At 63.2% G+C, this 13,567-nt stretch carries 12 protein-coding genes; 8 read left to right on the plus strand and 4 right to left on the minus strand.

Features of this window, described 5'->3' with window-relative positions; translation table 11 throughout:
* Window positions 1-48 precede the first annotated feature (48 nt).
* The 4 genes from SUTH_RS13610 to SUTH_RS13625 all read left to right on the plus strand — a co-directional run bounded on the left by SUTH_RS13610 (window position 49) and on the right by SUTH_RS13625 (window position 3,207).
* The gene (locus SUTH_RS13610) at window positions 49-1,560 is read left to right on the plus strand and encodes a CYTH and CHAD domain-containing protein (protein WP_041099973.1); all 1,512 of its coding nucleotides are present in this window, start codon (window positions 49-51) and stop codon (window positions 1,558-1,560) included.
* 59 nt (window positions 1,561-1,619) lie between these two features.
* Window positions 1,620-2,081: a SixA phosphatase family protein gene (locus tag SUTH_RS13615; protein WP_041099975.1), complete on the plus strand. Its 462-nt coding sequence runs from the start codon at window positions 1,620-1,622 to the stop codon at window positions 2,079-2,081.
* A 116-nt stretch (window positions 2,082-2,197) separates the two neighbouring features.
* Window positions 2,198-2,698: a MarR family winged helix-turn-helix transcriptional regulator gene (locus SUTH_RS13620; protein WP_041099977.1), complete on the plus strand. Its 501-nt coding sequence runs from the start codon at window positions 2,198-2,200 to the stop codon at window positions 2,696-2,698.
* Window positions 2,699-2,766: 68 nt separating this feature from the next.
* Complete coding sequence (locus tag SUTH_RS13625) at window positions 2,767-3,207, plus strand: hypothetical protein (RefSeq protein ID WP_070099348.1); 441 nt, start codon at window positions 2,767-2,769, stop codon at window positions 3,205-3,207.
* A gap of 29 nt (window positions 3,208-3,236) precedes the next feature.
* Here SUTH_RS13625 and SUTH_RS13630 read toward each other — a convergent pair whose 3' ends face one another.
* Window positions 3,237-4,274, minus strand: a complete 1,038-nt coding sequence (locus SUTH_RS13630; protein WP_041099979.1) for an NADP(H)-dependent aldo-keto reductase — start codon at window positions 4,272-4,274, stop codon at window positions 3,237-3,239.
* An 82-nt stretch (window positions 4,275-4,356) separates the two neighbouring features.
* On the opposite strand from SUTH_RS13630, the gene SUTH_RS13635 reads away from it, so the two are divergent.
* Together SUTH_RS13635 and SUTH_RS13640 are read left to right on the plus strand one after the other, a co-directional pair.
* Window positions 4,357-5,205, plus strand: coding sequence for an alpha/beta hydrolase (locus tag SUTH_RS13635; protein ID WP_041099981.1), 849 nt, complete (start codon window positions 4,357-4,359; stop codon window positions 5,203-5,205).
* The gene (locus SUTH_RS13640; protein ID WP_041099983.1) at window positions 5,202-5,909 is read left to right on the plus strand and encodes an AsmA family protein; all 708 of its coding nucleotides are present in this window, start codon (window positions 5,202-5,204) and stop codon (window positions 5,907-5,909) included. Before SUTH_RS13635 ends, SUTH_RS13640 begins: the two co-directional genes overlap by 4 nt.
* 39 nt (window positions 5,910-5,948) lie before the next feature.
* On the opposite strand, the gene SUTH_RS13645 is transcribed toward SUTH_RS13640, so the two are convergent.
* The 3 genes from SUTH_RS13645 to SUTH_RS13655 all read right to left on the minus strand — a co-directional run bounded on the left by SUTH_RS13645 (window position 5,949) and on the right by SUTH_RS13655 (window position 10,912).
* Window positions 5,949-7,679 (minus strand): putative bifunctional diguanylate cyclase/phosphodiesterase, encoded by a 1,731-nt coding sequence (locus tag SUTH_RS13645; protein ID WP_171817371.1) that lies wholly within the window; start codon window positions 7,677-7,679, stop codon window positions 5,949-5,951.
* A 4-nt stretch (window positions 7,680-7,683) separates the two neighbouring features.
* Window positions 7,684-8,076: a response regulator transcription factor gene (locus tag SUTH_RS13650; protein ID WP_041099987.1), complete on the minus strand. Its 393-nt coding sequence runs from the start codon at window positions 8,074-8,076 to the stop codon at window positions 7,684-7,686.
* A 196-nt stretch (window positions 8,077-8,272) separates the two neighbouring features.
* Entirely contained in the window at window positions 8,273-10,912 is a 2,640-nt protein-coding gene (locus SUTH_RS13655; RefSeq protein ID WP_041099989.1) for a sensor histidine kinase, read from the minus strand.
* A gap of 347 nt (window positions 10,913-11,259) precedes the next feature.
* On the opposite strand from SUTH_RS13655, the gene SUTH_RS13660 reads away from it, so the two are divergent.
* Window positions 11,260-12,675 (plus strand): DEAD/DEAH box helicase, encoded by a 1,416-nt coding sequence (locus SUTH_RS13660; protein ID WP_231851150.1) that lies wholly within the window; start codon window positions 11,260-11,262, stop codon window positions 12,673-12,675.
* A complete protein-coding gene (locus SUTH_RS13665; protein WP_041099991.1) occupies window positions 12,676-13,533 on the plus strand; it encodes a fumarylacetoacetate hydrolase family protein in 858 nt (285 codons plus the stop codon).
* Window positions 13,534-13,567: the final 34 nt, after the last annotated feature.

Consider the following 13,567-nt stretch of genomic DNA (forward strand, 5'->3'; position numbering starts at 1 on the left):
TGTACCGGTATAGTCCGATTCCTGATCCCTGATCCCTGACCCCTGAAAATGGCTGAAGAAGTCGAGCTCAAGCTGGCGCTCGCGGAAGACCATCAGGCCCGCTTCCTGCGCCATCCGCTGCTGAAGCAGGCCTTGGCGCGTCATGTCGACACGCTGGACAACATCTACTACGACACGGCCGACCTCTCGCTGCGACAGCGCGGCATCGCACTGCGCCTGCGCCGCAAGGGACGCGACTGGCTGCAGACCGTCAAGCTTGCCGGAAGCTCGGCGGGCGGCCTGAGCAGCCGACCGGAATGGGAAACCCCTTACAGCGGCCATTTCGATTTCTCGGCCATCGATGCGGTTTCCGTGCGCGAATGGCTGCAACGCCCCAAGCTGCTGGCACGCATCATTCCCATCTGCGAAACACGCTTTCGTCGCATCAGCTGGCGCTTTTCGGCAGATCACGGGGCCGTTCTGCTCACCCTCGACCGCGGCTGGATCATCGCCAACGGGCGTCGCGAAGCCATCTCCGAAGTGGAACTGGAGCTGGCGGGTGCGCCAGTGCATGCGATCTTCGGTCTGGCCACCCAGCTCGCCGAGCGGATAGCCCTGACACCATCGGTATTGTCCAAGGCAGAGCGCGGCTACCGGCTGCATCTCGGGACGCCGCCGACGCCGTGCAAAGCCGAAACCGTGGCGTTGCCGGCCGCCATCGAGCCGCTGGATGCCTTTCGCCGCATTGCGATGTCCTGCCTCGAACATCTGCAGCGGAATCATCCCGGTGCCCTGGCCAGCGACGATCCCGAGTACATCCACCAGATGCGCGTCGCCACGCGAAGGCTGCGCGCTGCCTTGCGCCTTTTCCACCCGGTGCTGCCCGGGGGTGTCGCCGAATCCCTGCGCGAACCGCTGTGGTCCTTGATGAAACAGCTGGGCCGTGCGCGCGACCTCGATGTATTACTCACCGAAATTGCCAATCCGGTTCTGGCCGCCCTGCCCAATGAGCCGCGCCTGCCTGCGCTGGCGAGCGACATCACCAACCGCCGCTATGCGGCGCGTGCGGAAGCGATTGCCATGCTCGCCGCGCCAGGCTATGGGCGCATGCTACTGACCGCGCTAGAGTCGCTGCACGCCGGGCCGGCTGATGGCCCGACACGACGCACCCTGCAAGACTTCGCCTTCAGGCGACTGAAACGCCTGCACAGGAAGATGCGACGACTGGCCCTGGCAGCAAGTATTGGCGATCCTGCGTCGCTGCACGCCCTGCGAATCGGCGTCAAGCGCCTGCGCTATGCGCTGGAATTCTTTTCGCCGCTGATGCGAGGGACCGCCGTAAACAATGAACTGAAGGAACTCTCAGCCCTGCAGGACACACTGGGCCAGTTGAACGACCTGACCAATGCCGGCGCCCTGCTCATGGACTGCGCCGGCGACGACCCCCGGCTGCGCGAAGCGGTGACGCTGATCGGCGGCTGGCATGGCCCCCATTACGCCAGCCTGCTCGCCAGCGTATCGCACGAACTGATCCGCCTGCCGCAACTGCGGCTGCCGAAACTCAGCCACAAGCCGGCGTAATGGCGATGTCACACCCCCGACTTAGCCTTGCCTCCCCCTCCCACAAAGGTGCAGCGAACATGGACTTGATACTCTGGCGCCACGCCGAGGCCGAAGAGGGCGAAGGCACGATGCCCGACCACAAGCGCCGCCTGACAGCGCGCGGCGAGAAGCAGGCAAAACAGGTCGCCCGCTGGTTGCGCGAACATTTGCCGCGCAAACGGAAGATTCTCGTCAGCCCCGCCGACCGTACCCAACAGACAGCCCACGCCCTGGAACTGCCCTACGAGATCGAGCCGAAACTGGGCATCGGCGCCTCGGTATCGGAGGTGCTGACGGTCGCCGGCTGGCCTCACCAGGGCGGCGCGGTGCTGATCATCGGACACCAGCCGACGCTGGGGCGCGTTGCAGCCTTGCTGCTCGGCGGCGATGAGGCTGACTGGTCGATCAAGAAAGGCGGCGTCTGGTGGTTTTCCAGCCGCGTGCGCAACGACGAGACGCAAACCGTGTTGCGAGCAGTCCTGAATCCCGATTTCGCCTGAATTCGGCGTACTTTTCGAAGACATGACCAAGTCATACTTGTTGCGGAAATCGCCTATTTTTGATACTTTAGGCATCGATTATTCCACTGGCCTTCACAAACCCGAGCCTCACCCACATGTCCAAGAAATCCGTTCCTGCCGCTTCCGACACCGAAACACGCGCCACGTCCGAACATGCACCCGACCTCCGACTGTGGCTCCGCACCCTGGCTTGTACCAACCTGATCGAGAACCACATCCGTTCGCGCCTGCGCGCCGAGTTCGACATCACCCTGCCGCGCTTCGATCTGATGGCCCAGCTTGAGCGCTCGCCGCAGGGCCTCAAGATGGGCGAGCTGTCCAAGCGCATGATGGTTACCGGTGGCAACGTGACCGGGATTACCGATCAACTGGTTGCCGAAGGGCTGGTGATCCGCGAAGACAGCCCGCGAGACAGACGTGCCTATATCGTGAAGCTCACCCCGGAGGGCCGTCGCAGCTTCCGCAAAATGGCCGAAGCCCACGAAAAATGGATAGTTGAGCTCTTCGGCGGAATGGACGAGAAACAGCGCAACCAGCTCTATGACTTGCTCGCCATCCTGAAAACAAGCGCCTCAAGGGTTTCCGGGAAAAAATAGGCGGCGCCAAGTCACTCAAGATTCAGGGAAGTTCTGCCGTACAATCTGTTCCGCATTCATCGCCCACCATGAATATGAAACTAAGCTACGGTCTGATCCTGATTCTTCTGGCGCCCTTCCTCGCCGGCTGTGAACAGCTCGGCTTCGAAGACCCGGCCGCGGAGAAAGCCCGCGAAGAAGCCGAGGGCAAGGCCATTGGCGGAGGTTGCCGGCAGACCGGTCGCGCCCTGGAAGACTGCTACCAGATCAATCGCAGATTTCCGAAAGCAGCCATTTATGCCGGCTGGCGGGACATGGATGGCTACATGCGCGAAAACAAGATCGAGGAAATCAAACCGGATTTCCCGATGAAGCCACCTCCCGGAACAGGTCGACCACTGGAATCCGCCGAGGGCGCCGCCGAATCCGCACGGCCGGCGACTGGCGGCGAAGCCGCCAAGCCGGCCCAGGAAGCAAAGACGGCGGAAACCGCAGCCGCGCAAAATACCCGACCGGCGCCTGCTCGATAGAACCTCCTGATCCTGCGGCAGCCCGGAGATCAGGGTGCGGGATTGAAGTACCGCAAGTGCAGTGCTTCGATCTCGTTCACGACCTCCTCAGGCAAGGTGCCGGTACAGCCGTCGATATCCTCGTGCAATTGCTCCATCGTGGTGGCGCCGATGATCGTGCTGTCGACAAAGGGCCGTGAAGCGACGAAGGCAAGGGCAAGGCGCGTCAAGCTGATTCCGTGCCGCCGTGCCAGATCGGCATATGCCGCCACCGCCGGCAGCACATTGATCTTCGAGTAGCGCTGACCAAATCCCGGAAACAGGGTCACGCGTCCGCTTGTCTGAGCGTCCGCAAGATATTTTCCCGACAGCAAACCGAAGGCCAGCGGCGAATATGCGAGCAGGCCGACATTCTCCCGAAAGCCGATTTCCGCCAGACCCGTTTCCCAGGTCCGGTTGAGCAGGCTGTACGCGTTCTGCACCGACACCACACGCGGCAGATTGCGTTCCTCCGCCAACCGCACGAATTGCATCACACCCCACGGCGTCTCGTTGGACAAGCCGATGCAGCGCACCCGGCCTTCCTTGACCAGTTCCGCCAAAGCCTCCAGCGTTTCGGCCAGGGGCACGAAGTCGCGTTCCTTTTCCGGATCGAACTGGTACTGCCCGAAAAGTGGCGTATTGCGATCCGGCCAATGCAACTGGTACAGGTCCACATAGTCGGTTTGCAGGCGCCGGAGCGAGCCTTCGATCGCGGCGCGGATGTTCTTGCGATTGAACGCCAGTTCACCGTTCCTGATCCACTTCATGCCGCGCCCGGGGCCGCTGATCTTGGTGGCGAGAACGATCCTGTCGCGCGCCTGACGTTTCAGCCAGGTGCCGATATAGGTTTCCGTCTTGCCGTAGCTTTCGGCATTGGGTGGCACCGAATACATCTCGGCGGTATCGATGAAATTGACGTCCCGCGCAAGCGCGAAATCGAGTTGCCGATGGGCATCGGCCTCGCTGTTCTGGGTACCGAACGTCATGGTACCGAGGCAGACGCGCGAAACCTTGAGATCGCTCCGGCCGAGCGTCGCATATTGCATGGCCGCTGTTCCTTCCTGTTCCTGATGGCGCTATTCTATGGTGGCCGGAATGGATCGAACAAGACTGACCTGAGCCCAGTGCATGCTTACCCCCGAACAACTTGACCGGGAATACAACGCCCGCGCTGCAATACCCGAGCATCCGCGGATATTCGAGCGGTGGCGTGCCGAGTCGCGCGCTGCCCGCGATCAACTGCGTTGCGAGACCGACTATCATTTCGGTCCATCGCCGGCCGAATCCCTCGACCTCTACCCCGCCGCCGCCCGCAACGCGCCACTGCTGGTGTTTATCCATGGCGGCTACTGGCGCTCCCTCGACAAGCAGGATTTCTCCTTTCTCGCGCCGGCCTTCGTGCGCGCAGGCGTTGCCGTGGCGATGCCCAACTACGACCTGGCCCCTGCCGCGTCGATCGAAAGCATGGTGCAGCAGATGCTGCGTGCCATGGCGTGGTTGTATCGCACGGTGCCGCAACTAGGCATTGATGCGCAACGCATCGTGGTCGCCGGGCATTCCGCCGGAGCCCATCTCGCCGCCATGATGCTGGCCGCCGACTGGCCGGCGTGGGCGCGTGACCTTCCGCCAGACCTGCTGAGCGGCGCGGTCTGCATATCCGGCATCTATGACCTGCAACCGCTGGTACGCGCCCCCTTCCTGCGGGCTGATCTCAAGCTCGACGACGAAACCGCGCAACGGGTCAGTCCCGTTCGTTACCAACCCGGACTCGCCACTCCCTTGATCACCGCCGTCGGCGGCGACGAGAGCGGCGAGTTCCGGCGCCAGAACCGACTGATCCGTCAAGCCTGGCCACAGTGCTTCCACCGCGACCTGCCCCTCCCAGGCCGTCATCATCTGGCCAGTGTCGAGGCGCTGGGCGAGCCCGACCATCCATTGTTCCAAGCCACGCTGCACCTTCTAGGGAAAACACCATGAAAAAGCTTGCCGCCGTTCTGCTGGTTCTCGCCGTCATCGTCGCTGCCGGAGTGTTCTGGCTTTCCGGCAACATCGACGGCCTGATTAAAGCCGCGATAGCCAGCTACGGCAGTGCGATGACGCAAGCAACGGTCAGCGTCGACGCGGTAAGGATTGCCCCCGCCGACGGCAAGGGCACGATCAGCAACATCCAGATCGGCAATCCGGCAGGCTTCAAGACGGCCTACGCAATGAAGGTGGGCCAGATCGACGTCGACATCGACATCGCTTCGGTTGCCCGAGATGTCGTCGTGATCCGTCGTATTGCCATCAACGCGCCCGATGTGATTTACGAAAAGGGCGATGCGATGACCAACTTCGATGCGATCCAGAAGAACATTGCAAGCTACCTCGGCCCCACCGACGGCAAGAAGGACGACAAAGGCAAGAAACTCATTGTCGAAGAACTCACCATCCGCGACGCCAGGGCCCAGGCCAGTGCGGCCTTCATGAACGGCAAGACGGTCAACGTGCCCTTGCCTGACATCACCCTGAAGAATCTCGGCAAGGCCAAGGGCGGCATCACCGCCGGCGAACTGGGGCAGGAAGTGGCCGGTGCGCTGAAAGCCAAACTGACGGGCGCGGTAAGCTTCGACCGGCTGATGAAATCGACGGGCGAGGCCCTCGACAAGGCAGGCGCTGCCGTCAAGGGCCTGTTCAAGTAAGCCGCGCGCCCTGCTATCCCGGACAGCGCTACCGCACGGTCAGGCAGCCATGCGGGACAGATAGGCTCCCGCATCGGCCGCTGGCAGAGGTTTGCTGAACAAGTAGCCCTGGGCGTCCTCGCAACCGAGGCCGGCGAGGAATTCGAGATGCTGAAGCGTCTCGACACCCTCGGCAATGACAATCATGTCGAAGCTGTGGGCCATCGCCACCACGGCGCGCGTGATCGCCGCGTCGCCCGAGTCGGTGGTTATGTTGCGCACGAAAGACTGGTCCACCTTCAAGGCATCGAGCGGAAAGCGCTTGAGATAGGACAGCGAGGAATAACCGGTACCGAAATCGTCCATGGCCAATGCGATGCCGAGCTTCTTCAGCGCGGTCAACATCGTCACGGTGCGCTCAAGACCCTGCATGGCGATGCTCTCCGTGATCTCCAGCTCGAGCGATCCCGGAGGCAATCCGGACTCGGCGAGCGCCGCATTCACCGTATCGAGAAGTTGGTCGTCGGCAAACTGGCGCGCCGAAAGATTGACCGCCATGCGCAAGGGGCCGTGGCCGGCGTCCCGCCATGCCTTCGCCTGATGGCAGGCTTCCCGCAGCGCCCAGGCGCCCATGTCCACAATGACTCCGCTCTCCTCGGCAATGGGAATGAATTCCACCGGCGAGACGAATCCAAGCTCGGGGTGCTGCCAGCGCATCAGCGCCTCGAAGCCGATGACACGACGGCTGGCAATATCGACTTGCGCCTGATAGTGCAGACTGAGTTCCCCGCGCTCCAGTACCTTGTGCAGTTCGTTGTGCAGGCGCAGGCGCCGAGTCGCGCGATCGTTCATTTCGGCTGAAAAGAAACTCAGGCTTCCCGGTCCGCCCTCCTGTGCCTGGTGCAGGGCCGCATCGGCATTGCGCAGCAGGTCCTCGGGCGCACTGCCGGGCTCGAACAGCGCGACACCGGCACAGGCCTTGAGAAACAGCTGGTGCTCTTCGGTCTGGTATGGGCGTTCCACCGTCTCCAGCAGCTCGCGGCATAGCGCATCGAGGTAGGCATCGTCGCCAAAGCCTTCCAGCAGTATCGCGAACTGGTCGCCGGAGACGCGCCCGACGCCGTCGAATTCACTGACAAACACGGCCTGATTGACCTTGCGAAACAGCCGATCGGCAACCTGACGCAATACCGCGTCGCCGATTTCATGGCCGAGCGAATCATTGACCTGGCTGAGCCCGTCGAGACCAAGCATGATCAGCGCCAGACGCGAATTGCTGCGCTGCGCCTGATGGCTGGCGGCCCGCACGCGCTCGAGCATCAGCCTGCGATTCGGCAGGTTGGTCAGCGCATCGAAATGGACCAGGCGCTGCGCCTCGGCCTGCAGCCGCTGCGCCGCCTGGCCTTCCGTGGCACGCCTCGCCAGGCGGGCATGCACGGCGGCGAGCAGTTCATCGCGCTGGAAAGGCTTGACCAGATAATCGTCGGCACCGAGGTTCATGCCCTTGCGCAAATCGCTGCGATCCGCCCGTGCGGTGAGGAACACGAAAGGAATCGAAGACGTCAGCGGATCGTCGCGCACTGCCTGCAGCAGGCCGTGGCCATCCAGCACCGGCATCATCACATCCGACAGGATCAGTGCCGGCAAATGCTCCCGTACCAGTGCCAGTGCCTCCTTGCCATTGGCTGCGGCAGCGACATCGAAGCCTTCTATCTTGAGCATCCGCGCCAGGTTCTCGCGAATTGCATCCTCGTCTTCGGCAATGACTATTCTCACTCGTTCGGCGCTCACGATCTCATCCCTGTCCCTTGCCCGCCGCCAGCTTCTGCTCGACGATGGCGCCCAGCACCGCCAGACTGAAAGGCTTGGTGACGTATTCGTTGGCGCCCAGCAGAAAACCGACACGCGCGTCTTCCATGTCGGCGCTGGCGGTAAGGAATACCAGGGGCACGCCTGCCGTCGCGGGCTCGGCGCGCAGCCGGGCGAGAACGCCGAAACCGTCAATGCCCGGCATCATCAGGTCGCACAGGACCAGGTCGGGCGGCGAGCGCAATGCAGCCTGTATTCCGCTCTCGCCATCTTCCGCCTCGCTCGGCAGGTAGCCCTCGAGCTTCAGGAAGCGCACGACGTTCTCACGCACGGCGGCCTCATCATCGATTACCAGAATCCGGTAGCGTCGCTGGGTCATTTCGGGTCTCCCAAACGGCGGCGAATCAGCGCCGCCAGCAGTGGCAAATTGAAAAAACTGGTGACTCGTCGGCATCCTGTCGGCGACCGTGCCGACCGTTTTCCACCTCAATCACCGCATACCCCTCCAGGCGAAGGAGGCGATACGGCGTGTCGCGAATCGGGCTTCACCCTCGATGACCGGGATGTTTGCCATTTCAAACCTCCACACGCGGCAGGCGCACGGAAAACCGCGTTCCCTCGCCGACCATGCTCTCGACTTCCATGGTTCCGCCATGCAATTCCACCGCCCGCTTGACGATCGCCAAGCCAAGCCCGGTCCCGGAAATATTCCTCACATTCCCCGCGCGATGGAAGGTCTCGAACAATCGCGGCATGTCTTCGGCCGGAATGCCGATGCCCCGGTCGGCAACGATGAGCACAATATCCCCGCCATCGCCGAAAACCTCAAGGCAGACCCGGCCATCCGCCGGCGAGTATTTGAATGCGTTGCCAATCAGGTTGCCCAGAATGTGCCGCAACAGTTTCTCATCCAGCATCAGCTCCATCTCGGCGGGCGAGAATCGCGTATCAAGACGCTGAGCCGCTGAACCATCGGCATTCGCCGCCCGCGCCGCTTCGGTGGCCAGCGCAAGGCATAGCGCATTAAGTTTGCAAGGGACTGGCGCGAACTCGAGATTGCCGGAATCGGCACGGCCGATCATGAGGACCGCATCCAGCATCTTCGTCATGCGTGCCACCGCGCTCTCGATACCGCCGAGCATTTCGAGCTTTTCCTCGGCGGGCAAGCGCTCACTGTAGTAACGCAACAGTTGCGCGGAGGAAAGGATGGTGGCCAGCGGTGTACGGAATTCATGCGAGGTCATTGAAACGAACTGATTCTTCAGCTCACTTAGTTCCACCTGCTGCGCCAGGGCACGACGGATGTCTTCTTCCGCCTGGCGCCGCTTCGTCACATCGACGAACGTCCAGATGGTGCCGCGCGCCATGTCCCTGACGTCAACTGTCGTGCCGAACAGCTGGATCCAGATCAGTCCGCCGTCCTTGCGCCGCATCTGGCACTCGGTGGCATAGGATTCGCCGCGCGCCAGCACCGGGTAGGCTTCCGCGCCGACTTTCTTCCAGGAAGCTTCGTCGGGAAAATGGATGCGGCTCGACACCCCGAGCAGTTCCTTGTCGCTGAAACCCATCATCTCGGCAAAGGTGCGATTGACCCACTGATGATGTCGATCGACCGACAGGGTAATGCCGATCTGGGTGCTCTGCAGAATCGCATCCTGCTCGGCGGTTTTGCTGCGCAGCGCGGCCTCAAGCTTCTTGCGCCGATTGATATCGAGCACCACCCAGACCGTACCCTGTCCCATATCGTGCTGATTGACAGCGCGACCGGACAGGTGAACCCAGAACAACGCACCATCGGCTCTGCGCATCTGCAATTCGCCGTCAAAGGCCCGTCCGTCGCGGACCGCGGCAGAAACCTCGGCGCCGATGCGCAGATACTCCTCGCGTGACGGGTAATACGCTTCCAGCGACTCTCCGATTGGCAATTCCCGATCCAGCGCAAATATCTGCTGCATGGCGCTGTTTGCCCAGCGGACGCGCCCTTTCGGGTCGAGAAAGGCAATACCCATCACCGACGTCTCAAGTATCGTCTCGCGCTCTGCAAGCGCGCGCTGCAAATTGCCCTCGAGTTGTCGCTGCCGGGTGATGTCATGGATGAAGGCCAGCGTCGCCGGCAATCCTTCCCACTCCACCCGCACCGTACTGCCTTCGACCCAGACTGTTTCGCTGCTCTTGTTGCGCAGGCGGAAGCTCACCACCTGCTGCGAGCCGGACCCCATCTGCACATGCCGGCGCGCGACACCTGCCATCAACTCTCGATCAGCCGGCTCCACGCATTCGAGGAAGCTCGGCAAAGTCAGCATTTCCTCGCGACTGAAGCCCACCATATCGAGGATACGCGGATTGGCCAGGCAGACGCGATTGCTGCGGACGATGACGATGCCCACCGGAGCGCCTTCAATCAGGCTGCGGTAGCGCGCCTCGGAGCGGCGCAGTGCTTCCTCCGCCTCCTTGCGCCGGGTGATGTCGGACACGAAGGACAGGGTGGCCGGCGCACCATCCCAGGCAATGAGCACGGCCGCCAGTTCCACCCAAACCATCCTTCCGCCGGGTGTAACGATGCGAAATTCGTAGCGTGGCTCGATTTCCTCTCCACGTTGCCGACGCTGGTGACGGTCAAGCACCTTGGCGCGATCGGCTTCGTGTATCAGCGGCACGAACTCCAGGCCGACAATCTCATCGGGCCGAAAGCCGGTAATTTCCAGCGCCGCCGGATTGGCGAAACGAAACCGGCCGTCCTGCACCACGATGATGCCAATGCTCACGTTCTCGATCACCTGCCGGTAGCGTTCCTCCGAACGCCGCAGTGCCTGATCGGTGCGATCGAACTCGGCCATCTGCTGATATTGTCTGGCAATGCGCGCCTCGATGTCGGTAAAGGTCAGCAGCGCACAACGACTGCCATTGCCAGGGGAAATGACCCTGGCGTCGACCTGGACCATCACGAACCCACCGTTCTTGCAGCCCAGGCGCCACTCGCCGACTTCTTGCGGCGTACCGGAAAGGACCGCGGTCAGGAATTCTTCAGGTTGCTCCGCGATCTCGGGCGGAGCGGCCAGTTGCCAGGGCTGGTCCTGCAACTCCGGCGCCGTTCGGCCGAGCATGCGGCAGAATGCCGAATTGAACCGCAGCAGGCGTCCATCCGCGGCAATGATGCAGGCGCCAATGCCCATCGCTTCAAATGCCGCGCCCAGCAGTTCATCAGCGTTGCCCATGGTTGCCCCGGTCAAATCGTCAGCCGCACACCGCCAGCGATTCTATCAGCATATTCAGACAGTGAATCCACCACGCCCGTCTCGGCAAGGACCGGGTGTAATACAATACGGCCCACGCGCGCCCTGCCGGTTGGCGCCCGATCCGGCATTTCGCCGCACATTCCTCAAGCGCTTCGCCGCCTGAACCGGTTCCCCGCGAGGGGCAGGCCGATTCAGGAGTTCATTTGAACGCGACTACACAGAGCACGACCCCTTCCGCCGTCGACGACCAGGACGCCAGCCCGGCCGCCGTCCCGCCAGCGCCGACCTTCGACGACCTCGGGCTGCTGCCCGAGTTGCTGCGTGCCGTGAAGGACAACGGCTACACGCACCCGACCCCGATCCAGACCCAGGCCATCCCCATCATCATGGCCGGCAAGGATGTCATGGGCGGCGCCCAGACCGGTACCGGCAAGACGGCCGGCTTCACCCTGCCGCTGCTGCAACGGCTGGCGCGCCATGCCAGCAGTTCGCCCTCGCCTGCGCGCCATCCGGTGCGCGCGCTGATCCTGGCGCCGACGCGCGAACTGGCCATGCAGGTGCATGAAAGCGTGGTCACCTACAGCAAGTACGTGCCGTTGCGCTCGGTCTGCATTTACGGCGGCGTGGATATCAAGCCGCAGATCGCCGAACTGCGCGAAGGCCGCGAGATCGTGGTCGCCACGCCGGGCCGCCTGCTCGACCACGTGCAGCAAAAGAGCGTGTCCTTCGCCGCGGTCGAGGTGCTGGTGCTCGACGAGGCCGACCGCATGCTGGACATGGGCTTCATCCCCGACATCAAGCGCATCCTCGCAATGCTGCCGAAAGAGCGCCAGAGCCTGCTGTTCTCGGCCACCTTCTCCAACGAGATCAAGAATCTCGCCGACAGCATGCTCAAGGCACCGCAACTGATCGAAGTCGCGCGCCGCAATGCCGTCAGCGAGACCATCACCCATCGCGTTTATCCCGTGGCCTCCGACCTCAAGCGCAGCCTGCTGGTGCACCTCCTGACCCACGACGAGGAGAAGGCCAAGCAGGTGCTGGTCTTCGTCGGCACCAAGTTCGGCGCCAGCCGGCTGGCCGTGTACCTCGAACGCCAGGGCATCGCCGCCGACGCCATCCACGGCGACAAAAGCCAGCAGCAGCGCACCGAAGCGCTCGAAGGCTTCAAGTCGGGCAGGATCCGCGTGCTGGTCGCCACCGATGTCGCCGCGCGCGGCCTCGACATCGACGACCTGCCGCATGTCATCAACTACGAATTGCCACACACCGCCGAGGACTACGTGCATCGCATCGGCCGCACCGGTCGCGCCGGCAAGCAGGGCGACGCCACTTCCCTGTTCGCCCCCGAGGAAAAGCAGCGGCTGGCCGACATCGAAAAGCTGATCAAGCGCCAGATCGAGCGCGTCGAGATCAGCGGCTTCGCCGAGCTGGCTTCCGCGCCGCCCGAGCGTGCGCCGAGCAATCGCGGCCACAAGCGCGAGCACCTCGAGCGCGCCCGCGAGAAAGCGCGCGAGCGCGATCGCGCGCTGACGCTGGACGGCAACCGGCCGGCCGGGCGCGAACTGCCCACCCCCGCCGCCCACGTGCCGCGACTCGACCCGCGCCTGCCCAAGCTCGACTTCGATCCGACCAAGCCCTATGTCAACAAACCTGGCGGTGCCGAAATCGCTCCCGAGAAACCGTCGCCGACGCGCCCGCAGCGGCCGGTCGCCGCACTGCTCGGCGGCCTGGGGAAAAAGTAGGTGAAGCTGGTCCGCTTCGGCTCCCGTGGCCGCGAAAAGCCCGGCCTGATTGCCGCCGACGGCAGCCTGCGCGACCTTTCCGGGTACGTCGCCGACATCGGCTGGAACGAGCTTTCACCCGCCGGACAAAAACGCCTGCGCGCCCTCGATGCGCGCGCCTTGCCCAAAGTGCGCGGCACGCCGCGATTCGGCGTGCCCTTCACCGGCATTTCGAAAATCGTCGGCATCGGCCTCAATTACCGCGCCCACGCCCTCGAAGCGAAGATGCCGATTCCCACCGAACCGGTGGTGTTCATGAAGGCCACCACCTGCATTACCGGCCCCTTCGATCCGATCCTGAAACCCGTCGACAGCACCAAGCTCGACTGGGAGGTCGAGCTTGGGCTAGTCATCGGCCGCGAGACCCGCCAGGTCAGCGAGGCCAGGGCGCTCGATCACGTCGCAGGCTACTGCGCGTTCCACGATGTCTCGGAGCGCGCCTTCCAGCTTGAGCGCGGCGGCCAGTGGGACAAGGGCAAGGGCTGCGACAGCTTCGGCCCGATCGGCCCCTGGCTGGTAACGAAGGACGAGGTCGCCGACCCGCAAGCCTTGCGCCTGTGGCTCGACGTCAATGGCGAGCGCATGCAGGATTCCTCCACCGCCGACATGATCTTTTCCTGCGCCGAAATCGTCAGCTACCTCTCGCGCTTCATGACGCTCTTGCCCGGCGACGTGATCTGCACCGGCACGCCGCAGGGCGTCGGCATCGGGCGCGGACGCTTCCTTCAGGTCGGCGACCGGGTCAGGCTCGGTGTCGAGGGCCTGGGCGAACAGGAACAGACTGTCATCGCAACTCGCCAGGCCGGAAGTCGGCGCTGATGAAACCCCTGCGCAGCAAGGCGGTCGAGCAAAG

It is taken from the genome of Sulfuritalea hydrogenivorans sk43H (assembly GCF_000828635.1).
GTDB classification, from domain to species: domain Bacteria; phylum Pseudomonadota; class Gammaproteobacteria; order Burkholderiales; family Rhodocyclaceae; genus Sulfuritalea; species Sulfuritalea hydrogenivorans.